24 protein-coding genes are annotated in these 26183 nt (G+C 64.6%); 13 read left to right on the top strand and 11 right to left on the bottom strand.

Going from position 1 to position 26183, the window contains the following annotated elements:
- Positions 1 to 8: 8 nt before the first annotated feature.
- Genes JG746_RS05650 through JG746_RS05640 form a run of 3 tightly spaced genes read left to right on the top strand, consistent with a single transcriptional unit; the run spans position 9 to position 2246 of the window.
- Positions 9 to 350 carry a cupin domain-containing protein gene (locus JG746_RS05650; RefSeq protein WP_202357271.1) on the top strand — a complete coding sequence of 114 codons (342 nt, stop codon included), beginning with the start codon at positions 9 to 11 and terminating at the stop codon, positions 348 to 350.
- A gap of 22 nt (positions 351 to 372) precedes the next feature.
- On the top strand, positions 373 to 717 hold the full coding sequence (locus JG746_RS05645; protein ID WP_202357270.1) for a cupin domain-containing protein: 345 nt from the start codon (positions 373 to 375) through the stop codon (positions 715 to 717).
- Positions 718 to 737: 20 nt separating this feature from the next.
- Positions 738 to 2246, top strand: coding sequence for an aldehyde dehydrogenase family protein (locus JG746_RS05640; RefSeq protein ID WP_202357269.1), 1509 nt, complete (start codon positions 738 to 740; stop codon positions 2244 to 2246).
- Positions 2247 to 2366: 120 nt separating this feature from the next.
- On the opposite strand, the gene bla is transcribed toward JG746_RS05640, so the two are convergent.
- A complete protein-coding gene (bla, locus tag JG746_RS05635) occupies positions 2367 to 3266 on the bottom strand; it encodes a class A beta-lactamase (RefSeq protein ID WP_202357268.1) in 900 nt (299 codons plus the stop codon).
- 99 nt (positions 3267 to 3365) lie between these two features.
- Here bla and JG746_RS05630 point away from each other — a divergent pair, with 99 nt between their 5' ends.
- Positions 3366 to 4289 (top strand): LysR family transcriptional regulator, encoded by a 924-nt coding sequence (locus tag JG746_RS05630; RefSeq protein WP_202357267.1) that lies wholly within the window; start codon positions 3366 to 3368, stop codon positions 4287 to 4289.
- Here JG746_RS05630 and JG746_RS05625 read toward each other — a convergent pair.
- From JG746_RS05625 to JG746_RS05605, 5 genes are read right to left on the bottom strand one after another with little or no spacing between them, the layout of a single operon-like run.
- Positions 4233 to 4994 (bottom strand): SDR family NAD(P)-dependent oxidoreductase, encoded by a 762-nt coding sequence (locus JG746_RS05625; RefSeq protein ID WP_202357266.1) that lies wholly within the window; start codon positions 4992 to 4994, stop codon positions 4233 to 4235. The genes JG746_RS05630 and JG746_RS05625 overlap by 57 nt on opposite strands.
- Before the next feature lie 10 nt (positions 4995 to 5004).
- Positions 5005 to 5817 carry an ABC transporter permease gene (locus tag JG746_RS05620; protein ID WP_202357265.1) on the bottom strand — a complete coding sequence of 271 codons (813 nt, stop codon included), beginning with the start codon at positions 5815 to 5817 and terminating at the stop codon, positions 5005 to 5007.
- Positions 5817 to 6680 carry an ABC transporter permease gene (locus tag JG746_RS05615; protein WP_202357264.1) on the bottom strand — a complete coding sequence of 288 codons (864 nt, stop codon included), beginning with the start codon at positions 6678 to 6680 and terminating at the stop codon, positions 5817 to 5819. The genes JG746_RS05620 and JG746_RS05615 overlap by 1 nt, the downstream gene beginning before the upstream one ends.
- Before the next feature lie 51 nt (positions 6681 to 6731).
- Positions 6732 to 7895 (bottom strand): ABC transporter substrate-binding protein, encoded by a 1164-nt coding sequence (locus JG746_RS05610; RefSeq protein WP_202357263.1) that lies wholly within the window; start codon positions 7893 to 7895, stop codon positions 6732 to 6734.
- Positions 7876 to 9012 (bottom strand): ABC transporter ATP-binding protein, encoded by a 1137-nt coding sequence (locus JG746_RS05605; protein WP_202357262.1) that lies wholly within the window; start codon positions 9010 to 9012, stop codon positions 7876 to 7878. The genes JG746_RS05610 and JG746_RS05605 overlap by 20 nt, the downstream gene beginning before the upstream one ends.
- A 115-nt stretch (positions 9013 to 9127) precedes the next feature.
- Between JG746_RS05605 and JG746_RS05600 the strand changes: the two genes are divergently transcribed.
- Complete coding sequence (locus JG746_RS05600) at positions 9128 to 9940, top strand: helix-turn-helix transcriptional regulator (protein ID WP_202357261.1); 813 nt, start codon at positions 9128 to 9130, stop codon at positions 9938 to 9940.
- Between the two features lie 27 nt (positions 9941 to 9967).
- Here the strand turns inward: JG746_RS05600 and JG746_RS05595 are convergent, their stop codons facing one another.
- The 5 genes from JG746_RS05595 to JG746_RS05575 all read right to left on the bottom strand — a co-directional run bounded on the left by JG746_RS05595 (position 9968) and on the right by JG746_RS05575 (position 16687).
- Positions 9968 to 12040 carry a 3-hydroxyacyl-CoA dehydrogenase NAD-binding domain-containing protein gene (locus tag JG746_RS05595; protein ID WP_202357260.1) on the bottom strand — a complete coding sequence of 691 codons (2073 nt, stop codon included), beginning with the start codon at positions 12038 to 12040 and terminating at the stop codon, positions 9968 to 9970.
- 130 nt (positions 12041 to 12170) lie between these two features.
- Positions 12171 to 13118, bottom strand: a complete 948-nt coding sequence (locus tag JG746_RS05590) for an ABC transporter permease (RefSeq protein ID WP_202357259.1) — start codon at positions 13116 to 13118, stop codon at positions 12171 to 12173.
- A gap of 3 nt (positions 13119 to 13121) precedes the next feature.
- The gene (locus JG746_RS05585) at positions 13122 to 14102 is read right to left on the bottom strand and encodes an ABC transporter permease (RefSeq protein WP_202357258.1); all 981 of its coding nucleotides are present in this window, start codon (positions 14100 to 14102) and stop codon (positions 13122 to 13124) included.
- A 1-nt stretch (position 14103) separates the two neighbouring features.
- A complete protein-coding gene (locus JG746_RS05580; protein WP_202357257.1) occupies positions 14104 to 15624 on the bottom strand; it encodes a sugar ABC transporter ATP-binding protein in 1521 nt (506 codons plus the stop codon).
- A gap of 49 nt (positions 15625 to 15673) precedes the next feature.
- Complete coding sequence (locus tag JG746_RS05575) at positions 15674 to 16687, bottom strand: ABC transporter substrate-binding protein (protein WP_202357256.1); 1014 nt, start codon at positions 16685 to 16687, stop codon at positions 15674 to 15676.
- Between the two features lie 210 nt (positions 16688 to 16897).
- Between JG746_RS05575 and JG746_RS05570 the strand changes: the two genes are divergently transcribed.
- The 8 genes from JG746_RS05570 to JG746_RS05535 all read left to right on the top strand — a co-directional run bounded on the left by JG746_RS05570 (position 16898) and on the right by JG746_RS05535 (position 26151).
- Positions 16898 to 19306 (top strand): glucan 1,4-alpha-glucosidase, encoded by a 2409-nt coding sequence (locus JG746_RS05570; RefSeq protein WP_202357255.1) that lies wholly within the window; start codon positions 16898 to 16900, stop codon positions 19304 to 19306.
- A 55-nt stretch (positions 19307 to 19361) separates the two neighbouring features.
- Positions 19362 to 20378: a phosphogluconate dehydrogenase (NAD(+)-dependent, decarboxylating) gene (gene gnd / locus JG746_RS05565; RefSeq protein WP_202357254.1), complete on the top strand. Its 1017-nt coding sequence runs from the start codon at positions 19362 to 19364 to the stop codon at positions 20376 to 20378.
- 22 nt (positions 20379 to 20400) lie between these two features.
- Positions 20401 to 21777, top strand: coding sequence for a glucose-6-phosphate dehydrogenase (zwf, locus tag JG746_RS05560; protein WP_202357253.1), 1377 nt, complete (start codon positions 20401 to 20403; stop codon positions 21775 to 21777).
- A gap of 29 nt (positions 21778 to 21806) precedes the next feature.
- Positions 21807 to 22511 carry an ROK family protein gene (locus JG746_RS05555; RefSeq protein WP_202357252.1) on the top strand — a complete coding sequence of 235 codons (705 nt, stop codon included), beginning with the start codon at positions 21807 to 21809 and terminating at the stop codon, positions 22509 to 22511.
- A 215-nt stretch (positions 22512 to 22726) separates the two neighbouring features.
- The gene (locus JG746_RS05550) at positions 22727 to 23185 is read left to right on the top strand and encodes a MucR family transcriptional regulator (RefSeq protein WP_202357251.1); all 459 of its coding nucleotides are present in this window, start codon (positions 22727 to 22729) and stop codon (positions 23183 to 23185) included.
- Between the two features lie 122 nt (positions 23186 to 23307).
- The gene (locus JG746_RS05545) at positions 23308 to 24408 is read left to right on the top strand and encodes an aminotransferase class I/II-fold pyridoxal phosphate-dependent enzyme (RefSeq protein ID WP_202357250.1); all 1101 of its coding nucleotides are present in this window, start codon (positions 23308 to 23310) and stop codon (positions 24406 to 24408) included.
- A 161-nt stretch (positions 24409 to 24569) separates the two neighbouring features.
- On the top strand, positions 24570 to 25808 hold the full coding sequence (locus JG746_RS05540) for an MFS transporter (protein WP_202357249.1): 1239 nt from the start codon (positions 24570 to 24572) through the stop codon (positions 25806 to 25808).
- A 34-nt stretch (positions 25809 to 25842) separates the two neighbouring features.
- Positions 25843 to 26151: an NIPSNAP family protein gene (locus tag JG746_RS05535; protein WP_202357248.1), complete on the top strand. Its 309-nt coding sequence runs from the start codon at positions 25843 to 25845 to the stop codon at positions 26149 to 26151.
- The last annotated feature ends 32 nt before the right edge of the window (positions 26152 to 26183 follow it).

Below are 26183 nucleotides of genomic sequence, written 5' to 3'. Positions count from 1 at the left end.
TGGATCACATGTCGACACCGCATTGGCTGCAGGCCTCGACCGTGGAACTGGAGGATTGGGGCGCGGGCAGCAACACGCTTGCCGGCGCGCCGCGCGCCTCCGGCAAGATCCTGTCGCAGAACCCGGATGGATCGAGCGAGTGTGGCCTGTGGTCCTGCACGCCGGGCACCCGCAAGGTCACCTTCGCCGCCGACGAGTTCTGCCATTTCCTGTCGGGTCACGGCAGCTATGTCCACGACAATGGCGAAGAAATCCCGGTCGCGGCCGGAACGCTCGTGTTCTTCCCCGCCGGCTGGACCGGCATCTCCGTCATCACGCAAACGCTGACCAAGGCCTTCATGTGCCGGTGAGCATCTTTTCAAGGAATTCGATATGACCACGCCAATCATGCAATCGCCTCTCGCCGTCACCGACCTCGTCGACTGGGGCGTCATCCCGACCATGATCGAGGGGCAGTCCCATACTTCGGGCAAGCTGCTCCACAAGGGACCCGAAGGCCGCTCCGAATGCGGCCTGTGGGTCTGCACCCCTGGCAAATGGCACTGCCACGTCACGCGCGACGAGTTCTGCCACTTCCTCGAAGGCCGCTGCACCTATGTGCACGAATCCGGCGAAGTGATCGAGATCGAGCCGGACACGGCGGCCTTCTTCCCGCAGGATTGGAAGGGCATCTGCACCGTCCATGAGACGATCAAGAAGGTCTACATGATCCGCTGAGCGGACCTGAAAGGACGACCATGGATTTCGACCCTGACCGGCCGACCTTCTTCGTCAATCCGGACTACCGGCCGATGGCCAGTGCAAGCAAAGCAGTGATCGATCCGGCAACGCTGGAAACGGTCGGCGCCATCGCGGCGGCTAGCGATGGCGAGATCGACGCCGTGCTCACCGCGGCAACCAAGGCGCAAGTCGCCTGGAAAAAGCTCGACGCCAAGAGCCGGGCAAAACATCTGCATGCGGTCGCCAACGCCATCGAGACGGCTGACTTCACCCGCTGCGCCGAGCTGATGGTGCGCGAGATGGGCAAGCCCTATCCGGAAGCGATCGGCGAGATCGCCAATTGCGCGCCGATCTTCCGCTATTATGCCGAGATGGCGCGCGACGATGCCGGCAAGGTCGCCGGCACGACGCAGGCCGGCTCGTTCCAATATGCGCGCTACGAGCCCTACGGCGTCTCCGTCCACATCATGCCCTACAACTTTCCGATCCTGCTGATGTGCTGGACCGTTGCGGCCTCGCTCGCCGCCGGCAATGCCTGCATCATCAAGCCGGCCGAAGCGACGACGCTGTCGACGCTGGATTACATGGCGGTGTTCCGCTCGCTTCCTGAGGGCCTGGTCTCCTGCCTGCCCGGCGCGGCCGCGACCGCCCAGGCGCTGATAGCTTCCGATCGCACCCATGCGGTCGCCTTCACCGGCTCGGTTGCCGCCGGCAAGGCGGTGGCGGTCGCTTGCGCCGAGCGCATGAAGCCTTGCGTCATCGAGGCCGGCGGCAGCGATCCGCTGATTATTAGCAAGCACGCCCCGCTCGACGTCGCCGCGGCCGGCAGCGTCACCGCAGCCTTCCACCTCACCGGCCAGGTCTGCACCTCGGCGGAACGCTTCTTCGTCGTCGACGCCGTGCATGACCGCTTCGTCGAGTTGTTCGCCGAGAAGACGCGGGCGTTGCGCATCGGCAATGGCATGGACAGGACCGAGATCGGTCCGCTGGTCAGTGAGGCGGCTCGTGCCAAGGTCATGCGTCTCGTCGACGATGCCATCGCGCACGGCGCCAAGGCCGTCACCGGCGGGCGCATCCCGCCGGCGCACAACACCGGCTGGTTCTACGAGCCCACCATCCTGACCAGTGTCACCCCTGACATGGCCATAGTGCGCGAAGAGTGCTTCGGCCCGGTCGCCGCCATCTGCCGCGTCAAGGATTTCGACGAGGCGATCCGGCAGGCCAATGACAGCCCGTTCGGGCTCGGCGCCTCGGTGTTCACCACGGATCTCGCCGAAGCGCATGAGGCGGCCGAACGGCTGGAGGCCGGCATGGTCTGGGTCAACAACCCACTGATCGACAACGACGCCCTGCCCTTCGGCGGCTGGAAAGCCTCAGGCCTCGGGCGCGAACTCGGCCGCCAGGGGCTCGACGCCTTCCGCCGCTCCAAAATGGTCATCATCGACCACAAGCCGGCGATCCAGGACTGGTGGTACCCCTACCCGGACAGCTGGTTCCGCGAGACCGGCGGCCGCAAGCACGTGTGACGCAATTCCAGGAGAAGTGTGACGCGGTTTTCTCGGGAAAAGCACGTAGCGCTCTCCCTTGGGAATTGCGTCAAACCCGGGAGGAGATGCAGCGCGGTACCTCCGCGCTGCTCGAAAGGCTCACGCCTCGATCGCTTCGACCAAAGCCCGCGAGACCGAGGCAATCACTGCATTCCGCTTGGCCAGGCTTTGCTCGGTGCCGGTCAGGTAGACCGACATCAGAACTGGACTGCCTGACGTCGGCCAGATGACCGCCGCGTCATTGGTGCTGCCATGCGCGCCGGTGCCGGTCTTGTCACCGCATTTCCAGTCTTTCGGCAATCCTGCCCTGATGCGGTCGTCGCCGGTCTTGTTGGCCACCAGCCACTCGACAAGCTGCGCCCGGCCCCTTTGCGAGAGGCTGTCGCCGAGGGTGAGACGTTCGTAGTCGTCGATCATGGCCAGCGGCGAGGTCGTGTCGCGCGCGTCGCCCGGTGTCGACTCGTTCAGCTCCGGTTCGATCCGGTCGAGCCTCGTCACCGTGTCGCCGATCGAGCGCAGATAGGCGGTCAGCTGCGGCGGCCCGCCAAAGGAAGCCAGCAGCAGATTGGCCGCGCCATTGTCGCTGACCGTCACCGCGGCCTCGCAGAGCTGTGCCACCGTCATAGTGCCGCCGGCGAACTTCTTGGTCGTCGGGGAATTGGCGATGATGGCGTCATGCGGCACCTCTATGCTGCGGTCGAGTTGTTCGATGCCGCCATCGACACGATGCAGGATCAGTGCGGCCGCCAGCGCCTTGAAGGTGCTGCACATCGGGAACAGCTCGTTCTCGCGATAGCCGAACTGAACCGTCGTTCCGGCGATCCGGCAGGCCACGCCAAGCCGGCCACCGCTTTTCGCCTCGATCCGCCTTATTTTCGGCGCCAGCCCATCAAATTTTGTCGGGCTTGTTGCCGCCTTCGCCATCGCGCCAAGCGTGATGGGGGCCGTCAAAACCATTGCGAGACCACCGATGAAACTGCGTCTGCTCGTCATGTCCATACTCTCTGTTGCCCCGCGCCGCAGAACTGGACCGGATCCGGCGCTGCCGCAAACGAGTAAACGTCGCCTCTGCCATTAGAAAAACTAGGGCTTGCGTCGATGAAACGATCGCATCTTCCGCTGAACGGCTTGCGCGCCTTCGAGGCCGCCGCCCGGCATCTCTCCTTCACCGGCGCCGGTCTCGAACTGCGCGTCACCCAGGCCGCCGTCAGCCATCAGGTCAAGGGCCTCGAGGAGGTGCTTGGCGTCCGGCTTTTCCGCCGGCTGCCGCACGGTCTTGCCCTGAGCGAGGAAGGCGAGGCCTTGCTTCCGGTGCTGAGCGATGCCTTCAACAGGATCAGCGTGACGCTCGACCGTTTCGAGGGCGGCCGCTTCCACGACATCGTCACCGTCGGTGTCGTCGGCACTTTCGCTTCGGGCTGGCTGATCCCTCGTTTGCCGCTGTTCCACCAGGCCTATCCGGATATCGAATTGCGGATCTCGACCAACAACAACCGGGTCAACCTCGCCGCCGACGGTCTCGACTTCGCCATCCGATTCGGCGACGGCTCCTGGCAGGGAACCGACAACACGCCGCTGCTGCCGGGTTCGTTCTCGCCGGCCTGCGCGCCCGACATCGCCGCGCGCCTGCGCGACCCCTCCGATCTCGTGCGCGAAACGCTGCTCTGCTCCTACCGGGAGGACGAATGGCTGCGCTGGTTCGAGGCGGCGGGACGGCATTGCCCGCCGATCAAGGGCATCGTCTTCGATTCCTCCGTCACCATGGCCAACGCCGCTGTCCAGGGCGCCGGCGTGGCGCTGTTGCCGGTCTCGATGTTCAGCCGTGAGCTTGGCTCCGGCCAGTTGGTGCAACCCTTCGCCAGCACGGTCGATGTCGGACGCTACTGGCTGTCGGCAAGGCGCCGGCGCCAGCACTCACAGGCGATGACCACCTTCTCCGACTGGCTGAGAGCCGAGGCAACTCAATCAGCCAATGCTCTCGCCGCCGTCGATCACCAGCGCCTGGCCGGTCATGAAGGATGAGCGGTCGGAGACCAGGAACAGGATCGCCTCGGCGATTTCTTCCGCGCTCGCCCAGCGCCCCATCGGGATTTTGGTGCGGACATAGGTTTCGATCGCCTCGCGGCCGCCCATCTGGGCGATGAAAGGCTCATTGAACGGCGTGTCGACCCAGCCGGGGCAGAGCGCGTTGACGCGGACATTGTGGCGGGCATAGTCGAGCGACATCTGCCTGGTCATCGCCACCACCGCATGTTTCGACGTCGCATAAGCGATCATCTCGCGATCGTAGAACACGCCCGAATTGGAAGCGGTGTTGAGGATGACGCCGCCGCCTTGCGCGATCATCGTCGGCATGACGATCCGCGCCGCCAGGAACTGCGCCCGCACATTGACGCGCCACGACGCATCCATGCCATCGGTCCCGACCTCGGTCAGCGTGCCGCCGACCTGGATGCCGGCGTGATTGTGCAGGATGTCGATACGGCCATGCCTGTCGAGCGTGCCGGCAAGGAGCTTGTCGACATCAGCGTCATCCGAGACGTCGGTGGCAATGGCCTCGGCCCTGCCGCCAGCCGCGCGGATATCCGACGCCGTCGCCTCGCCGCTGGCATGGTCCCTGTCGGCGATGACCACCACTGCGCCTTCCCTGGCCATGATCATGGCGCCGGCACGACCGATGCCGGAACCGGCGCCTGTCACCACGGCGATGCGGTCTTTGAGGATCATGATGCGGCTTTCAGTTGGACGGCTTGCGCTGGCGCAGCTGCCATTGGGCAAGCACCACGAGCAGCACGGAAGCGACGAGCACGATCGTCGCGATGGCGTTGATCTCCGGCGTCACCCCGCGCCGGATCGAGGCGAAGACATAGATCGGCAGCGTCGTCTGCGCGCCGGCGACGAAGAAGGCGATGATGAAATCGTCGAAGGAAAAGGTGAAGGCGAGCAGGAAGCCGGCGACCACCGCCGGCATGATCTGCGGCAGGACGATCGAACGGAACGTCGTCAGCGGCGTGGCGTAGAGATCGCTCGAGGCCTCGACCAGGTTGCGGTCTAGACTGCCCAGCCGCGTGCCGACGATCATCGTCACCAGCGCCATCGAGAACAGGCCGTGCGCGGCGATGATCGACCCATAGCCAAGCGACAGCTTGGGCGGCTGATCGTCAGGCCAGATCGAGGCAAGGAACGGATTGACCACGCCGAACAGTTGGACGAGCGCGACCAGCGTCGAGATGCCGATGACGACACCGGGGACGACGATCGCCGCACCCAGCAGCGCGTCGAAGACCGCACGGGTCCGCACACCAACGCGCGCCAGGCCGAGAGCTGCTGCAGTGCCGAACACTGCCGCCAGAAGCGCGCTGGTGGTGGCGATGAACAGGCTGTTCTTCAGCGCCTCGACCAGGAACGGGTTCGACAGCGCCTTGCCGTACCACTGCACCGAAAAGCCGGTGAACTCGCTGGCATGGTGGCCGGCATTGAAGGAAAACAGCACGACAAGCGCGATCGGCAAATAGAGGAAGGCAAAGACGGCAATGACGAAGGCGCGCATCAGATCAGATCCACCCGGCGAGCGCCCGAGACACGGGTCGAGATGCGGTTGGCGGCGATCAGCACCACGACCGAAACCAGCACCAGCGTGATGGCGATGGCCGATCCGAACGGCCAGTTGCGCGACTGCAGGAACAGGTCGACCAGCGCATTGCCGATGAAGAACACCTTGCCGCCGCCAAGCAGCGTCGGAATGAGGTATTCGCCGAGCAAGAGGATCATCACCAGCGAGAAACCGGTCATCACGCCCGGCAGCGACAGCTTCAGGGTCACGCCCAGGAAGGTCGACAGTGGCGTCGCCCCGAGATCGGCGGAGGCTTCCAAGAGCCTTCGGTCGAGCCGTTCGAGGCTGACATAGATCGGCAGGATCATCAGCGGCAGGTAGCCATAGACGATGCCGAGCAGGACGGCGCCGGGCGTGTTGATCAGCCTGACATCCTCGATGCCGACAAGAGCGAGCAGAGCAGGGATGCCGCGCCCGCCCAGAATGTACATCCAGGCATAGGTGCGCATCAAAAGGCTGGTCCAGAACGGAATGACGACCAGCGCCAGCAGGATCAGCCGCCAGCGCTGCGGCGCCTGCAAGGCGAGGTAATAGGCGACCGGATAGGCGACGAGCAGGCAGGCGAGCGCGCCGACCGGCGCCAGCACCATCGTGTTCCAGAAGGCGGTCGCCCGAGCCGGCAGATTGGCATATTGCGCCAGCGTGAAGGCGGCCTGATAGCCGCCTTCCGGCGCCCGCTCGCCGACGCTGAAGATGGCGATCGCGATGAACGGCAGCACCAGGAACACCACCAGCCACGCCGTTGCCGGGGCAAGCAGCAAGGCGGTCAGGAAATTGTGACGAAATCTGTTGCCGTGCATTGAAACCGCCCCGATTCCGGCGGGCATGTGCCCGCCGGTCAATTGTCCGCGTCAGGCCGACTTGAAGCGCGCCATCAGTTCGGCACGGCCCGGATCGGTCAGCGTTGCCGCGGCGCCGAACTCCAGCGGTGTCAACAGATCCGCCGCCGGATAGAGGATCGGATTGTCCAGCACTTCCTTGGGCAGAAGCTTGTTGACGCGGGCATCGGTCGAGGGCGCGCCGTTGGCGAGATGCTCCTTCACCGCGACCTGCGGGTTCATCAGGTAGTTGAGCAAGGCATAGCCCGCCGGCTTGTTCGGCGCGTCCTTCGGGATGGCGTAGAAGTCGGTCCAGATCTCGCCGCCTTCCTTGCCCAGCACATAGGCGATCTCCGGAATGTCGCGATGGAGCTGCGCGCCGTCATTGGTCCAGCACATGGTCATCCACGCATCGCCCGCGCGCATGCCCGGCTGATAGTCGGAGGACACCGCGAACAGATGCGGCTTGACCTTGAGCAGAAGTTCCTCGGCCTTGGCGAGCTCGTCCTGCTTCAGCGAGTTGAAGGAGTAGCCAAAGTACTTCAGCGCATTGCCGATCGTGGTCAACTGGTAGTCGTGCACCATGGTGCGGCCGTCGCCTTCGGCCATGGCCGTGTCCCAGAATTCCTTCCAACTCGTCATCGGCTTGGTCAGCTTCTTGGTGTTGACGGCAAAGCCCGTCGTGCCCCAGTTCTTCGGCACGGCGTAGATTACCTTGTCGATCGTGCCCTCCGAGGTGAAGCGCGGATCTTCCTGCGTGCCGTCGAAATTCGCCAGCTTCGCCATGTCGAGCGGCTCGATGATGCCGAGCTTCTTGTAGGTCGAGATCGTATAATTGGTCGGCACGAACAGGCTCCAGCCCGAGGCGCCGGCCTGCAGCTTGGCCAGCATCTCCTCATTGGAGCCGAACACGTTGACCTCGACGGCGACGCCGGTGTCCTTCTTGAAATTCTCGAAGGTCTGCGGGTCATGATAGTTCGGCCAGGTGGCGATCGACATGCGGTCGCCGAGGTTTTCGGCGGCGAAGGCCGGCGTCGGCATGATGCCGATCTCGCGCGCCATCAGGGCCGTGGCAATGCCAAGACCGGTGAGGCCAAGAAAGTCGCGGCGGCCGATCGAGCCGCGCTTGAGGCGCATCAATTGGTCGACGAAGTTCTCGGGGCTTATCGGCAGTCCGTCACGATATGATTTCGACATTTTGGTTTACCCTCTGGTTGGTCCCGTTGTTCTTGGTCTCCGGAAACGCCAGCGGCGTCCCGGTGGCGTAGCCGATGGCGACGGGTTCACCCGGCTTGAAGAGATTGCCCTGGCCGATCAGATGGTCGGCCTTGGCCAGCAACGTTCCGATGCCCTGAACCTCGATGGCGTATTCCGCCGTCGAGCCCAGGAAGATGCGATTGCGCACGATGCCCTTCAGCGGGCCGTTTTGCGGAGCGCCGAGGCTGAGCGATTCAGGACGCAGGCTGACCGAAACGCTCTCGCCCTGGCGCAAGGCGGTGCGCTTGCGCGCCGCGATGATTGTGCCGTCGGCCAGCGCCACATCCACCAGATCGCCCGAGTGTCCGGTGACCTTGCCGCTGAGCAGATTGGTCTTGCCAACGAAATCGGCGACGAACAGGTCGGCCGGCTCGTCATAGATTTCGCTCGGCTGGCCGAGCTGGACGATGCGCCCGCCATTCATGACGCAGACGAAATCGCTCATCGACAGCGCTTCCTCCTGGTCGTGGGTGACCAGCACGAAGGTGATGCCGATCTCGCGCTGCAGGTTCTGCAGCTCGATCTGCATGTCGGTGCGCAGCTTCTTGTCGAGCGCGGCCAGCGGCTCGTCGAGCAGCAGCACCGCCGGCTTGTTGACCAGCGCACGCGCCAGCGCGACGCGCTGCTGCTGGCCGCCGGACAGTTCGTGGATCTTTCGGCCGCCATAACCGGCGAGCCGCACCATTTCGAGCGCTTCACCGGCGCGCCGGCCGATCTCCTGCGACGACAGGCGCGGCCGTGCCTGGCGCAGCCCGTAGGAGACATTGGCTTCCACATCGAGATGCGGGAACAGCGCATATTGCTGGAACACCATATTGACCGGCCGCCTGTAGGGCGGCGTGCCAGCCATGTCCTGGCCACGGATGAGCACCTGGCCTTCGCTCGGCTGCTCGAAGCCGCCGATCATGCGCAGGCACGTCGTCTTGCCGCAGCCGGACGGCCCGAGAAGGGCCACAAAAGCGGAGGGCGGCACAGAGAGATCGATGCCGCTGACCGCGGTCACCGCGCCATAGCGCTTGGTGACGCCGCGAAACTCGATGTCGGGCACTGCGGTCAAAGGCTGCGGACTCCAGCGACAGGGCAATTTCAGAACGCTACCAGAGCCAATGGCCGCTAGTATATACCTCGCAGGTGGTATATCTGATCTATTTTCTCGTTTAGAGGGGTATGGATTGAGCGCATCGCGCAGCGACGAATACAGCCGGCTCGCCGCCCTGGTCGCGGCGACGCGGGAGACGGCCGGCGATCAATTCGGCAAGGCGATGGTCGACTGGCTTCGCCAGCATGTCAGCTTCGACCACTGCGTGGTCTTCGGCTATCGCGGCGCCTCACGCCCACCGCTGCTGTTCGAGACCTTCTCGCCGGCGGAAAGCCATGTCTTCGTCGCGCTCTACCAGGAAGGGCCCTATTTGCTCGACCCGTTCCACCACGCGGCGGTCGAGCGCAAGGAAGGGTTCTGGCGCATGCGCGAACTCGCGCCCGACCGCTTCTACGCCAGCGAATATTTCCGCTCCTACTACAGCCAGACCCGGTTGGCCGAGGAGGTCGGTTTCTTCGTGCCATTGCCCGGCAAGGACGCGCTGGTGCTGTCGCTGATGCGGTTGCGCGCCTCGGGCCCGTTCGGCACCGCCGACGCCAGGCTGCTGCGCGACATGGCGCCGGCAGTGATCAATTTCATCAGGTTGCGCTGGCCTTCTCTCCCGGCCGACGAACCGGCCCAGGCGAAACAGGACGAGACAATCGCTTCGGTCAACGAGTTCGACCGCGCCCATATCTGGAAGAGCCTGTCGCTGACGCCGCGCGAAAAGCATGTCGTCGACCTGGTGCTGCAGGGCCATTCCACCGAATCGATCGCCCGGGCCATGCGCATCGTGCCGGGAACGGTGAAGGTTCATCGCCGCAACATCTACCGCAAGCTCAAGATCAAGTCGCAGGCCGGCCTGTTCGCCCGCTTCGTCGAGATCATCGACGCGCGCATCCGATAATCGCCCTCGCCTTGAGCGGTCATCTGGTCAGGCTGTGGCCTCGACCTCCCAAGAGCCGGTATCGGCCATCCGCTTCAGCAGCGGGGCAGGTTTGAACACGTCCTTGCCGGTCCGCTGGTGCCAGTGGTCGAGCCGTTCGACGATCTTTGCTGCCCCTTCCAGACCGGCCCAGAACATCGGGCCACCCTTGCCGATGGGAAAACCGTAGCCATTGACCCAGACGACATCGATGTCGGAGGCGCGGGCCGCGATCTTCTCCTCGAGGATTTTCGCCCCCTCGTTGACCAGGGGGTAGAGCGTGCGCTCGATGATTTCGTCCGCGCTGATCGCGCGCGGCTCAATGCCCTTCTCGGCGGCCTTTTCGCGGATCAGCGCCTCGACCTCGGGATCGGGGACGCCTGCCCGCGCGCCGGCCTCGTAGAGGTAGAAACCCCGGCCGGTCTTCTGGCCGAAACGGCCCTGTTCGCACAGCGTGTCGGCGATGACGGCGCTCAGGCCGCGCGCCTTGCGGTTGCGCCAGCCAATGTCGAGGCCGGCCAGATCGCCCATCTGGAACGGCCCCATCGGCCAGCCGAAATCGGTGAAGGCCTTGTCGATCTGGCTGGGCGTCGCGCCCTCCAGCAGCAGCGCTTCCGATTCCGACCCGCGCGCCGCCAGCATGCGGTTGCCGACGAAGCCGTGGCAGACACCGACGACGACCGCCACCTTGCCGATCCGCCGCGCGAGGTCGACGACGGTCGCCAGCGCGTCCGGCGCGGTCTTGTCGGCCCGCACGATCTCGAGCAGCTTCATGACATTGGCCGGCGAGAAGAAATGCAGGCCAAGCACATCCTGCGGCCGCGAGATCGAGCCGGCGATTTCGTTGATGTCGAGATAGGACGTATTGGTGGCCAGGATGGCGCCAGGCTTGGCCACGGCATCGAGCTTGCCGAACACCTCCTTCTTCACCGCCATGTCCTCGAACACCGCCTCGATGATCAGGTCGCATTCGGCGAGATCGGCATAATCGGTCGAGCCCTTGAACTGGGCGAGCCGCTGACGCCTGGCGTCTTCGGCCAGCGAACCGCGCGAAACGGAGACGGCATAGTTCTTCTCGATCATGCCCAGCCCCCGCTGCAGCGCCTCCTCGCTGGTCTCCAGCAAGGTGACGGAAAAACCACCATTGGCGAAGGCCATGGCGATGCCGCCGCCCATCGTGCCGGCGCCGATGACACCGACGCGCGCGATCCTGCGCTTGGGCGTGTCCTTGCCGGGAAGCTTTGCCGCCTCACGTTCGGCGAAGAACAGGTGCCGCTGCGCCCGCGACTGGTCGCTGGCGACCAGTTTCACGAACAGCGCTCGCTCCGCCGCCAGCGCCTCGTCGAAGGGCAGCGTGAGGGTGTTGCGCACCGCTTGCGCGCAGGCGACCGGCGCTTCCAGCCCGCGTGCCTTTTTGGCGAGCTCCGCCGCCTCGGCATCGAAAGCCGCGAGGTCGGTTTCCCCGAGCCGCTCATCGCGATCGCGCACCGGTGTGAACGGACCACCCTTGCGGGCGATTTCGCGAGCGAAGTTCACGGCATGCGTGGTCAAATCGCCTTCGAAAACGGCATCGACCAGACCGGCGGCGTGCGCCTCGTCGGCACCAACCGGTGAACCCGAGACAATCATCTTCAGCGCCTTCACCGCCCCGACCAGGCGCGGCAGCCGCACCGTGCCGCCACCGCCCGGCAGCAGGCCAAGTTTCACCTCCGGCAGGCCGAGCCTGGCGCCGGCGTCGGCGACGCGGAAATGACAGCCGAGCGCCAGTTCCAGCCCGCCGCCGAACGCAGTGCCGTGGATGGCGGCAACCGTCGGCTTGGTGATGGTTTCCAGCGTCGCCACGACGGCGCGCAGGTCGGGCTGCTGCACCGGCTTGCCGAATTCCGTGATGTCGGCGCCGGCAACGAAGGTCCGTCCGGCGCAAGCAATGACGATGGCCGTGACCGAAGCCTCGTCGCGCAAGGCGAACAGCGCCTGCATCAGCGGCTCGCGGACATGGAAACTCAGCGCATTGACCGGCGGATTGTCGATGGTGACGATGGCAACGCCATTGTCGATCACGACACTGACAGAATTGGACAAGCAGAGCCCTCCCGGGACCGACTGAGATCGCGGAAGGGTTTACTAGGGCGCGCCGCGAATGGGAACCCGCTGTCGGGCTGGACTAACGATTGTCCGGGAACCCAGTGCCGATGCGTCGTGATCCCTCACGCTACCGCAGTGCCTTCTCCCCACCCGCCGCGGTAATCACGCCGACAATGATCAGGCCGGTCAGCAGCAGCCGCACGCCGGCGCTGACGCCGAACGTGTTGAGCATGGTCAAGAGCAGCACCAGGAACAGCGCGGCGCCCCAGACGCCGGGCACATTGGCCTTGCCGCCGGCGACCGAGGTGCCGCCGATAACCACGACGGCGATCGAGGCGAGCAGGTATTCATTGCCGATATCGACATTGGCGCCGCGGAAATAGCCGGCAAGCAGCGCGCCATCGATGCCGCCGAGCGCGCCCGACAGCGTGTAGGTGAGGAAACGGATGCGGCCGACATTGACGCCGGCCAGCCAGGCGGCGCGGATGTTCTGGCCGATCGCCAGCACCGAGCGGCCATAGATCATGCGCTGCAGGGCTATGGCCGCGCCGATGGTGAACAGCACGGTCAGCACCGCCAGCACCGGAATGCCCAGCACCTGCCAGTTGGTGAAATCGGCGAAGCCCGGCGGCGGCTTGATCTGCAGCCCACGCCCGTAGCTGATGTCGATCGACTGGATGATGAAGCTCGCCGACAAGGTGGCGATGATCGGCGGAATGCGCAGCGCCCAGATCAGCAGATAGTTGACGGCGCCGATCGCCGCGCCGCATGCGAGCGCGGCGATCAGCCCGACGACGATCATCGAATCGCTGCCGGCCATCACCTTCATGGCGACCGCGCTGGCCAGCCCGATATTGGCCGGCAGCGACAGGTCGACATTGCCGGGCCCCAGCGTGATGACGAACATCTGGCCGACACCGACGATGACCGTGAACACGGCAAGCGACAACGCCGCCGTGACCATGCCGCCGGCGCCATAGCCGCCGGTGAAGGCGATCGTCGCCAGCCACACGACAAGCGCGCCGAGGAACGACCATACCCAGGGCTTGCCGGCCAGCGATTTAACCAAAACCATCGCTCACCTCTCCTTGCGGCTGATCAGCACCCGCGCCGCCAGCACGATGATCAGGATCGCGCCGTTGGCGGCCACCTGCCAGTCCGGCGGGATGTGCATGAAGGTGAGCAGCGGCGAAGCCGCCAGCGCCAGTGTCAGCGCGCCGATCACGGCGCCGATCGGCGACACCCGGCCGCCGACGAATTCGCCGCCGCCGAGGATGACGCCGGCGATCGCCAGCAGCGTGTAGCCATTGCCGATATTGGCATCGGCCGAGGTGGTGATGCCGATCAGCGCCATGCCGGACAGCACGCCGAACAGGCCGGCCAGCGCGAACAGCACGATCTTGGTCTTCAGCAGCGACCACCCGGCGCGCTTGAGCGCCGCCGGATTGCCGCCGGAGCCGCGCAGGATCACGCCGTAGGAGGTGCGCATCAGGCCGAAATGGACGACGAGCCCGATCAGCAGCGCCGCGATGATCGGGAAGGGAATGAGAGGCGGCTTGAACGCCATGAGGCCAAGCAGCCAGTCCGGCGCCTTGCCGCCGGGCTTGGGCAGGACGAGGATGGCCAGCCCCTGCCAGACGAAACTCATGCCGAGCGTCACCACGATCGACGGCAAATTGCGCAGATGGATCAGCGCGCCGAGCAGCGCATAGACGCCGATCGAGCCGAGCAGAATGGCGACGCCTATGAGCGGCGCGTCCTTCAGCCAGGTCGCGGTGACGCAGCCGACGAAACCGACGAAGGTGCCGATCGACAGGTCGAGCTCATTGCCTGAAATGACAAACATCTGCGCGATCGTCGCCAGCGCGATCGGGATCGCCAGGTTCAGCATCAGGCTGAAGCCGAAATAGCTGATGGCGCGCGGGTTGAGCCAGGCGATGGCGGCGAGCACCAATGCCAGCGACAGCGCCGGCAGCAGCCCGCGCAGCAGGCGGGCACGGGCCAGCGCGCCACGCTCGGCGGAACTCCTGGCTGTGGTGTCGAGGCTGGCGGCGGTCATCTCAGGCCGCGTCGCCGAAGGAGGACTGGATGATCTTCTCTTCGGTCAATTCGTCGCGACCCAGATTGGCAACGATGCGGCCGTTCTTGAAGACATAGACATGGTCGCAATTGTCGAGTTCCTCGGTTTCCGTGGTGTACCAGAGGAAGGTGCGGCCACGGCCAGCCTCCTCGCGCACGAGGTCGTAGACTTCCAGCTTGGTGCCGATGTCGACGCCGCGCATCGGATCGTCCATCAACACGATCTGGGCATCGGAGCCGAGCGCGCGGGCAAACAGCGCCTTCTGCTGGTTGCCGCCCGACAGCGAGAAGATGTTGTTGTTCATGTCGGGCGTGCGGATGCCGATCTTCTTCTGCCAGAACTGGGCCAGTTCGGCCTCGCGCCGCGGCGAGATCAGCAGGCCGCTGCGCAGGCGCGCCAGCGATCGGATGCCGATGTTCTCGGCGATCGACCATTGCGGAAAGATGCCGTCCGACTGCCGGTCGCCGGCCACCAACGCCACCGGCGCGGTTACCTCGATGCCTGCCCTGGCGCGTGAGGCGGCAGCGAAGACCGCCAGCAGCAGGTCGGTCTGGCCGTGCCCCGCCAGCCCGGCAAGGCCGATGATCTCGCCGGCCCGGGCGACAAGGTCGGCGCCGTCCTTCTGCGCGGCGGGACGCGCCCGCACCCGCAGCGGACCGGCCGCCGGCTTGGCGGCGGCAATCTCGGCGGCGATCTTCTGGCGCGCTTCCGCGCCGCCCATGGCCGTCACCAGCCGGTCGCGGTCGAAGGCATTCGCCGCGTCGGTGACGACCACCTTGCCGTCGCGCATCACCACGATGCGGTCGGCATTCCTGAGCACCTCGCCCAGCACATGCGAGATCAGGATGCAGCTTTTGCCGCCGGCAGTGAAACGGCGCACGAAGGCCAGCAGCTGGCCAGCAGTATGCGCGTCAAGCGACGAGGTCGGCTCGTCGAGGATGACGAGGTCGAGCCGGTCCTGGGTGACCGTGAAGGCGCGCGCCACCTCGACCATCTGGCGCCGGCCGATCGACAGGTCGCCGACAATGTCTGAGGCCGAAATACCATGGTCCGGGAAGATCTCGTCGAGCTTGGCGGTGATCAGGGAGGCCGCCTTGCGCCGCCAGCCGAGGCCCGAGAGCGAGGCGTGGTTGATGCGCGTGTTTTCGGCGACGCTGAGATTGGGGCACAGCGACAGTTCCTGGAACACGCAGCGTATGCCGAGCTTTTGCGCCCGCGACACCGAGTAGTTGTCCTCGCTGCCGCCATGCACGCCGATCGTGCCGCTGTCGGGCGTGAGCGTGCCCGCCACCATGTGCATCAGCGTCGATTTGCCGGCGCCATTGTGGCCGACCAGGCCGACGCATTCACCGGGCCGGACATGGAAGTCCACGCCGCCCAACGCCCTGACGGCGCCGAAATGCTTTTCGGCACCGTCAAGCCTTACAATGTCGACATTGGCGGCGCCGAAATGTTTTTCGGCGCCGTTCAGTCTGATGAAGTCAGCGTTCCCTTCAGGCATGCTTAGAAATATCCGCACGATGGTACGAAGGGCAACGCTGGCGCGACATTTACTTGATGTTGGCCTTGATCGCCGCGAGGGCGTCTTCCTGCGTGTATTCGTGGGTGGCGACGCCGCCTTCCTTGATCTTCGGCAGGGCTGCCTCGAAATCGTCCTGGGTGAAGGCCAGATACGGCACCAGCAGGTCGTGCGGAATGTCCTTGCGGCCATCGAGCACCTGCTGCGCCACCCAGAAGGCGAGCGACGACACGCCGGGCGCGATCGAAGCCGACCAGGTCTTGTAGCCGTCCTTGTCTTTCTGTTCCTTCCACCACTTCAACTCGTCCTGCCGGTTGCCCATGATGATGGTCGGGCGCGGCTTGCCGGCGGCGGCGAAAGCCTGTGCGGCGCCATAGCCGTCACCACCCTGGTCGACGATGCCGACGATGTCGGGCAATGAGGGCAGGATGGTCGCGACCGCCTTTTGCGCCGTCGTCTGGTCCCAGTCGCCGGTCACCGAGCCGACGATCTTGAATTCGGGATGAGCGGCGACGCCTTCGAGGATGCCGGCATGGATGGCATCGTCGATCGAGGTGCCGGCCAGGCCGCGGATTTCCAAAAGGTTCCCGCCCTTGGGCTGGAACTTGGCCATCTGCTCGACTTCCTGCTTGCCCATGTCCTTGAAGTCGACGACGACGCGGTAGGCGCAGGGCTCCGTGACGGTGCCGTCGAAGGAGACGACGACGATGCCGGCATCGCAGGCCTGCTTGATGGCGCCGTTGAGCGCATCCGGCGAGGCGGCGTTGATGACGATGGCGTCATAGCCCTGCAGGATCAGGTTCTGCACCTGCGCCGCCTGCGTCGGCACTTCCTTGTCGGCGGTGGTGAAGATGTCGGCCGCGCCGACGATCTTGTCTTCAACCGCCTTCTTGGTGACGATGCCATAGCTGTCGAGCATGGCCTGCCGCCACGAATTTCCGGCGTAGTTGTTGGAGAATGCAATCTTCTTGCCGCTGGTGTCGGCAAGTGCGGTGCCGGATGCGAGCATCGCGGCAAGGGCGCCTAATACGAACAGTTTCTTCATGTCATACTCCTCCCAAGAGTTGCTGGTCGTGCGGATTTCAGGTGGAAAGTCGAGCCCGGATTCCTGTTTTTTATCGATTGTCAGACAAATGCAGATGGCGCGGCGGCCTGTCAACTGCAATCAGTATGAGCCAGGCGATCAACTTGCGGTGCAATGATTGAAATGGCCTCGGTGGATGGGTAAGGCATGCGCACAGGAGGCCAGACAGGAATGGCAGTGACGCCGATCGTTCCCCCGGGCGCACCGGGTATTCCGGCGCGCTGGACGTCAAGCGCCAAGAGTGGCGTGGGGACGTCGCTTTCAGCCAAAAGCCCGCTCTGGTTCACCATCAGCCATGGCATCTTAAACGAGATCTACTATCCGCGTCTCGACAGCGCCTGCACGCGTGACGTGGAGCTGATCGTCACCGGTCCCGATGGCTATTTCTCGGAAGAGAAGCGCGACGCCGCGCACGCAGTGGCGCCCTTCGAGGACGGCGTGCCGGGCTACAGGCTGACCAACACCGCGGCGGACGGCGACTACCGTATCGAAAAGCGTATCATTACGGACCCGAAACGGCCTGTCCTGCTGCAGGAGATTGCATTCGTACCGCTGAAAAATTCGGCGGCCGACTACCAGATCTACGCACTGCTTGCGCCGCACCTCGTCAACGCCGGCATGGGCAACACTGCCTGGGTCGGCGAACACAAGGGCCAGCGCATGCTCTTCGCCACGGGGCGCGGCGTATCCCTGGCGCTGGCCTCCTCACTGCCCTGGAATGGCTGTTCGGCCGGCTATGTCGGTTTCTCCGACGGATGGCAGCAATTGCGCAACGGCGGCGCGCTCGATCCCTCCTGCCAGCGGGCGGAAGACGGCAATGTCGCCCTGACCGGCGAGATCGGTTTTTCCGCCGGCAAAACCACGGCCCTGCTGGCGCTTGGCTTCGGCGCGTCGCCGCAAGCAGCCGCCGACCTGGCGCTGGCCAGTCTCAAACAGGGTTTCGAAGTCGCCGCCGAAACCTATGTCGAAAACTGGAGGGCATTCCAGGCCAGGCTTGAGAAGCTCGACCGACACGCTGCCTCCGGGCTGAACACCTATCGCGTGAGCACGGCGGTCCTGGCCTCGCATCTCTCGGTCGCCAGACCGGGCGCCGCCGTTGCCAGCCTGTCGATCCCGTGGGGCTTCAACAAGGGAGACGACGATCTGGGCGGCTACCATCTGGTCTGGCCGCGCGACCTGGTCGAGACCGCGGGCGGCTTCCTTGCCGCCGGCGACGGCAAGCAGGCGTTGCAGATCCTGACCTATCTGCGCTCGATCCAGCAGCCGGACGGTCACTGGCCGCAGAATGTCTGGTCGGACGGGTCAGCCTATTGGCCCGGCATCCAGATGGATGAATGCGCCTTTCCGCTGCTTCTGGCCGACGCCTTGCGCCGGGCGGGCCACCTGCCGCGCGCCAGGCTCGCCGATTTCCTGGCCATGATCGAAACCGCCGCCTCCTATGTCGTGCGCAACGGCCCCGTCACCGGCGAGGATCGCTGGGAGGAAGACGCCGGATACAGCCCGTTCACGCTGGCCGTCGAGATCGCCGCGCTGCTTGCCGCCGCCGATATGCTGGATATCGCCGGAAAGAGTGAGCCGGCAAATTACCTGCGGGAAACCGCTGATTGCTGGAACGACCAGATCGAACGCTGGACCTACGTCACAGGCACCCAGCTCTGCATCGAGGCGGGGGTGACAGGCTACTATGTCCGCATCGCGCCGCCGGATGATGCGGGCGCCGCTTCACCCAGGGACGGCTTCGTGCCGATCAAGAACCGGCCGCCGGGCGACACCGACAAGCCGGCGCAAGCCATAATCAGCCCCGACGCTCTGGCCCTGGTTCGCTTTGGCCTCAGGGCGGCTGACGATCCGCGCATCGTCGACACCGTCAAGGCCGTCGATACGCTTTTGCGTTGCGATCTGCCGCAAGGCCCGGTCTGGTACCGCTATACCGACGACGGTTATGGCGAGCACGAGGATGGCACGCCTTTCGACGGCACCGGCCAGGGACGTGCCTGGCCCCTGCTCACCGGCGAGCGGGCGCATTACGAGCTAGCCGCCGGCCGCAAGGAGAAAGCCGCGCAGCTTCTCGAGACCTTCGAGCGTTCGGCGGGCCTGGGCGGGCTGCTGCCGGAACAGGTCTGGGACAGCCCGGATGTGCCGGGCCGCGAGCTATGGCTGGGCAAACCGTCGGGCAGCGCCATGCCGTTGGTCTGGGCGCATGCCGAGCACGTCAAGCTGCTGCGCTCGCTGCGCGACGGCGTGGTCTTCGACACGCCGCCGCAAGGCGTCGAGCGCTACATCAAGGGCAAGACAGGCTCGCCGCTCAGGATATGGCGCTTCAACAACAAGATCCGCTCTTTTCCCGCCGGCAAGGCTTTGCGCGTCGAGCTTTCGGCGCCCGGCGTTGTCCATTGGAGCAGCGACAATTGGCTGACGATCCAGGACCACAAGACAAGGGAAAACGCTTTTGGCGTCCATCTGGTCGACCTGCCGGCCGCCGGATTGGCGGCGGGAACAGCAATCGTGTTCACTTTTTTCTGGCCCGATGCGATGCGTTGGGAGAATGTCGACTTCAGCGTCGGCATCGACGCATCATGATTAACGCAGCCGGGCCGCTCGATTTTCTCTTTCCTCAAGCAATCAGGACGAAACCATGCAGATCGGAATGATGGGACTGGGCCGGATGGGCGCCAACATGGTGCGGCGCCTGATGCGCGACGGCCATGAATGCGTCGTCTACGACATCAATCCGGCCAGCGTCGCGGCTCTGGTGAGCGACGGCGCGCTCGGCGCGGCCTCCCTGACGGAATTCGTCGGCAAGCTCGCCAAGCCGCGCTGTGTCTGGCTGATGCTGCCGGCGGCGATCACCGGCAAGATCATCGATCAGGTCTCGGCCCTGATGGAACCCGGCGACATCGTCATCGACGGCGGCAATTCCTACTATCACGAGGCCGTCGATCAGGCGGCGAAACTGGCCGCCAAGGGCATCCATCTTGTCGATGTCGGCACCAGCGGCGGTGTCTGGGGCCTCGAGCGCGGCTACTGCCTGATGATCGGCGGTCCCGACGTGGCGGTGCAGCACCTCGATTCGGTCTTCGCCACGCTGGCGCCCGGCGCCGATGCCGGCGCGCCGGCTCCCGACAAGGCCGCCGGCACCGCGCCCTTCGGCTATCTGCATTGCGGACCGAGCGGCGCCGGCCACTTCGTCAAGATGGTGCACAATGGCATCGAATATGGCGTCATGGCCGCGTATGCGGAAGGCATGAACATCCTGAAGTCGGCCAATGCCGGCAAGCGGCAACGCACGGCGGACGCCGAGACCAGCCCGCTGGAAAACCCGCAATACTACCAGTTCGACATCGACCTTCCCCAGGTGGCCGAAGTCTGGCGGCACGGCAGTGTGATCGGCTCCTGGCTGCTCGATCTCACCGCCGGCGCGCTGAAGAGCGATCCAGGCCTGGCGCAGTTCGGCGGCCGCGTCTCGGATTCGGGCGAAGGCCGCTGGACGCTGAAGGCCGCGATCGACACCGGCGTGCCGGCACCGGTGCTGTCCTCGGCGCTGTTCGACCGCTTCTCCTCGCAAGGCGAATCCGAATTCGCCGACAAGCTTCTGTCGGCCATGCGCTATGCCTTCGGCGGCCATGTCGAAAAGCCGAAGGCCGGCAAGTGACGCCACAGCGGGAGACGCACGCATGAGCCAGGAACGGTCCGACACGCTGGTACTCTTCGGGGCCACCGGCGACCTCGCCCACAAGAAGATATTCCCAGCACTTTACCAGATGGTCGCCAAGGGCACGCTCACCGAACCGGTGATCGGCGTCGCCTTCGACGCCTGGGACATCAAGCAGTTGCAGGCCCGCGCCCGCGACGGCATCGTCAATGCGCTGGGCAAGATCGACGAGAAGGTGTTCGCCAAATTCGCCTCGCTGCTGCGCTATGTCAGCGGCGACTATCGCGATCCGGCCACTTTCGAGAAGCTGAAGACAGCACTCGGCAGCGCCCGGCGGCCGCTGCACTACATGGCGGTGCCGCCAACCATGTTCGAAACGGTCGTGCAAGGGTTGGAGCAATCGGGCACCGCGCATGGCGCGCGGCTGATGGTGGAAAAGCCGTTCGGCCACGATCTGCAATCGGCCCGCTGGCTGAACCGTGTGCTGCATCTGGTGTTCGACGAACAGTCGATCTTCCGCATCGACCACTATCTCGGCAAGGAAGCGATCCAGAACCTGCTCTATTTCCGCTTCGCCAATTCCTTTCTCGAGCCGATCTGGAACCGCAACTTCGTCGAAAGCGTGCAGATCACCATGGCCGAGGATTTCGGCATCGAGGGGCGCGGAAAATTCTATGACGATGTCGGCTGCATCAGGGACGTCATCGAGAACCACCTGCTCAACATCCTCTTGCTTTTGGCCATGGAGCCGCCGGTCGGCCGCTCCGCCGACGATTTGATCGACGAGAAGGTCCAGGTGCTGAGGGCAATCCGGACGCTGACGAAAGACGATGTCGTACGCGGCCAGTTCACCGGCTACCTCGCCGAGCCCGGCGTGAAGCCGAACTCGCCGGTCGAGACCTTCGCGGCGGTGCGCTTCTTCGTCGACACCTGGCGCTGGCAGGACGTGCCGTTCTTCATCCGCGCCGGCAAGAACATGCCGGTGCATGTCACCGAGGTGGTGGTGCGGCTGAAGCGCCCGCCGCTCGACGTCTTCGACCCGATCAAGCCCGCCGACCAGAACTACGTGCGCTTCCGCATCGACCCGCAGGTGGTGATCGCCATCGGCGCGCAGCGCAAGGCGCCCGGCGACGACATGGTCGGCGAGCAGGTGGAGTTGACGGCGCTCGACGACAGCAAGGCCGACATGCCGCCTTACGAAAGGCTGATCGGCGACGCCATGAACGGCAATGGCCAGCTCTTCACCCGCCAGGACGCGGCCGAGCTCGCCTGGCGCATCGTCGGCCCGGTGCTTGGCGACACCACGCCGCCGCATCTCTATGAGCCGAAGACATGGGGACCGGCCGACGCCATGGCCGGCTTCGGGCCGCCCAATGGCTGGATCGACCCGGTGGCATGAGTTCCGTTGGTAGAAGTGGAGGGGACACGATGGCCAAGGCAGTGAAGCAACCGGCATTGGGCGCCGAGCAGATCGTGCTGACGATCGACATTGGCGGCTCGCACGTCAAGATCCTGACCAGCGCCGGCGGCGAGGAGCGCCGCGACGATTCCGGCCCTGACCTGACGCCGCAGCAGATGATCGACAAGGTGAAGAAGCTCGCCGAGGGCCTGTCCTATGACGTCATCTCGATGGGCTATCCCGGTCCGGTGCGTCACAACAAGCCGGTGCTCGACCCCAAGAATCTCGGCAAGGGCTGGGCCGGCTTCGATTTCGCCGCGCAGTTCAACAAGCCGGTCAAGGTGGTCAATGATGCGCTGATGCAGGCCATCGGCAGCTATGAAGGCGGGCGCATGCTGTTCCTCGGGCTCGGTACCGGCCTCGGCGCGGCGATGGTCTTCGACAATGTCGGGCAGCCGATGGAGCTCGCCCATCTTCCCTACAGGAAAGGCCAGAGTTTCGAGGACTATGTCGGCGAGCGCGGCCTGGAAAAGCGCGGCAAGAAGAAGTGGCGCAAATATGTCTTCGACGTCGTCACCCGGCTGCGCGCCGCCTTGCAGCCAGACTATATCGTCATTGGCGGCGGCAATGTCGACAAGCTCGACACGTTACCAGCCGAGGCCAGGCGCGGTGACAACACACGCGCCTTCGAAGGCGGATTTCGTCTGTGGCGAGACAAAGTCCTGATTGTCTGATAGTATTACAGTTTAGTATAGTTGTTCAAAATAACGTGTGGCGCCGCGCTTGATCATTGCGTTGCGCAGATTTGCCGACTAGGAATTTCGCGCGCTGCCCCCGCGTGCTTCACTGGATACGCCAGAGACGCTTCAGCATCTTTTTCGATTTTGTGCCTCGCCCTTTCGAAAACGATCCCCATTTTCGAGGCCGTGCACCATAGACGGAGGAAACATTGACCGACGATAGCAACGACGCTCGCATCGACCTTCTCGAGCTGACCGCCCACATCGTATCCGCCTACGTTGAGAAGAACCGCCTGCCCGCCTCCGGCCTGGCGGACCTCATCGCCAGCGTCGCCACCTCGATCGGCGGGCTCGGCAAGCCGGCCGTGCCGGTGGCCGCCCCCCTGGTTCCCGCGGTCAACCCGAAGAAGTCGGTGACGCCGGATTTCATCATCTGCCTCGAGGACGGCAAGAAGTTCAAATCGCTGAAGCGCCATCTCGGCGTGCATTTCGGCCTGACGCCGGACGCCTACCGCGCCAAATGGGGCCTGCCGTCGGATTATCCGATGGTTGCGCCGAATTACGCGGCCTCGCGCTCGCAACTGGCGAAGTCGATCGGCCTCGGCCGCAAGGCCGTCGAAGTGGTGCCCGTCAAGACCAAGGGCCGCAAGGTCAAGGTTTCGGCCTGAGCATTCAGGCCTGAGCCAATATTTAGAACGACTGGAACAGGAGCCTGCCGGCGAAACCGCCTTGGCAGGCTTCCTGTTTTTGTGGCTTGGATAGACCAGGCAAGGGTGATCCGGGGGAAGCCATGAACTACACCAGGATGGTGATCGAGAAGGAAGCGCCGGAGGAATACGGCTACGACCGCATCCGCTTCAATCTCTCCGAAAGCTCGATCGCCGACCAGAAGCTTTCCGACATCGGCCTGTCGCTGCCTGATCTCACGCTGTTCTACGGCGAGCATCGCGGCGACAAGGAACTGCGCGCGCTGATCGCGGCGCAGGATGCCGGCGTCTCGCCTGACGATGTCCTGGTCACCGCCGGTGCCGCCGGCGCGCTGTTCATCATCTCGACATCGCTTCTGTCGGCGAGCGATCATCTCGTCGTCATCAGGCCCAACTATGCCACCAACATCGAAACCCCGCGCGCGATCGGCTGCGCCATCAGCTTTGTCGACCTCGCTTTCGAGGACGGCTTCGCCATCGATGTCGAGGCTGTCAGGGCGGCGATTCGGCCGAACACGAAACTGATCAGCGTCACCTGCCCGCACAACCCGACCGGCACGATGATGGGCCAAGCCGATCTCGACGCGCTGGTGGCGCTCGCGGAGAGCCGCAACTGCCATTTGCTGGTCGACGAGACCTATCGCGACCTCTCCTATGGCCGGCGCCTGCCATCGGCGGCTTCGCTCAGCAAGAAGGCGATCAGCGTCTCGTCGCTGTCGAAGGCCTTCGGCATTCCCGGCATCCGCATCGGCTGGCTGATCACCAGGGATGCAGCGCTTCAGGAGACATTCCTCGCCGCCAAGGAGCAGATCGGAATCTGTGGCAGCGTCATCGACGAGGGCATTGCGCGCGGCATGCTGGAGCGCCGGGAAGCTTTCCTCGGAGCCCTGCTGCCCGAAATGGCCAAGCGTCGCGACATCGTCCAGGCCTGGATCGACCGCGAGCCGCTGGTCGACTGGATCAGGCCCGAGGGCGGTGTCGTCGGCTTCCCGCGCCTCAACGTCGAACCAGGCTTCGACCTCGACAAGTTCTATCTCAATCTGCTGGAAAACCATGGCACCTATGTCGGACCGGGCCACTGGTTCGAGATGGAAAAACGCTTCTTCCGCGTCGGTTTCGGCTGGCCAACGGAAGCTGAATTGAGGGGCGGGCTGGACGCCATTTCGGCCGCGCTTCGGCAGTAACGTCCTTGTGCGATCGAAGGAACAGTCCGGAAATCCCTTGATCCAGGCCTGATTTTAGCGCACATCCCGCCGCGAACTTTGTTAGACGTTCCATTGGTCGGACCAGCGCCCATCCGGGAAGTGCCCCGCCGATCAATGCCATCGCAACGGGGCCTCTCTCCATGACATCAGCACAAACTTCACCTGAGCAGCGCTACGCTGCCTTCCGGCACAAAGCCTTCCTCAGCTACTGGACGGCGCGCTTCCTCACCACTTTCGCGACCATGATCGTCTCTGTCGCCGTCGGCTGGCAGATCTATGATCTGACGCGCGATCCCTTCGATCTCGGCATCGTCGGCATCGTCCAGTTCCTGCCGTCCCTGCTTTTGGTGCTGGTCACCGGCGTCGTCGCCGACCGTTTCGGCCGCCGGCTGATCATGGCATTGTCGACGGTGACCGAGGCAGGCTGCGCGCTCGTTCTCCTGTACTTCACGCTTCGCGGCCTCGTCAGTCCGCTGCCGATCTTTGTGGTTCTAGCGCTGTTCGGTATGGCGCGCGCCTTTTACGGACCAGCCTCTTCGTCGCTGTTCGCCAATCTGGTGCCGCCGGAGGATTTCGGCAACGCGATTGCCTGGAACTCGTCCGCCTGGCAGACGGCGACCATCGTTGGACCGGTTGCCGGCGGCCTGCTCTACGGCGTGTCGGCGGAAGCGGCCTATGGCACCGCCGCCATCCTGATGCTGGTTGCCGCCCTTTTGATTTTCACCATTCCCAGGCCCGCCCAGCGGACCGCCACCGACAAGCCTTCCATGGAGACGCTGTTTGCCGGCTTCCGCTACATCTGGAGCGAGAAGATCGTGCTCGGCGCCATCTCGCTCGACCTCTTCGCGGTGCTCCTGTCCGGCGCCTCGGCATTGCTGCCGGTCTATGCGCGCGACATTCTTGAACTCGGCCCGTGGGGCCTCGGCCTGTTGCGCTCGGCGCCCGGCATCGGCGCCATCTGCGTGGCGGTATGGCTGGCCGGGCACCCGCTTCGCGACAATGCCGGCAAGATCATGCTCGGCTTCGTCGCGGCCTTCGGCGCCTGCACGGTATTGTTTGGCCTGTCGACCGTCACCTGGCTGTCGATCGTCGCACTCGCCCTCCTCGGCGCCACCGACATGTTCAGCGTCTATATCAGGGAGACGCTGATCCAGTTGTGGACGCCGGACGAGGTGCGTGGCCGCGTCAACGCCGTCAACCAGGTCTTCGTCGGCGCCTCCAACGAAGTCGGCGAATTCCGCGCCGGCACCATGGCGGCGCTGATCGGCACGGTGCCTGCCGTGGTGATCGGCGGTGTTGGTGCGATCGCGGTGGCGGGGTTGTGGGCGTGGCTGTTCCCGCAGTTGCGCAAGGTGCGCCACCTCAACGGGCGAAACTGATGCTCAGCATGATTACCCTGTCACAGGAGCTGCCATGATTACCTGTTACCTGAAATATGTCATCGATCCGTACAAGCTTGCCGAGTTTGAAGAATATGGCCGTCGCTGGATCGGCCTGGTCAATCGCCTCGGCGGAAACCATCATGGCTATTTCCTCCCGAGCGAAGGAGCCAACAATATCGCCTACGCCATGTTCAGCTTTCCGAGCCTTGCCGACTACGAGGACTATCGCAAGCGGATGGCCGCCGACCCGGAATGCCAGGAGGTGTTTGAAACGGAAAACCGCAATCGCAGCATCCTAAGCTACGAGCGCAGCTTCCTTCGGCCGGTGCTCGAACCCTAGAGGAGCCGCAAGAGCGGTTCTCCGTCCAGAGT

The organism is Mesorhizobium sp. 113-3-3 (genome assembly GCF_016756495.1).
Taxonomy (GTDB): domain Bacteria; phylum Pseudomonadota; class Alphaproteobacteria; order Rhizobiales; family Rhizobiaceae; genus Mesorhizobium.
This window is presented reverse-complemented; position numbering and strand designations above follow the sequence as displayed.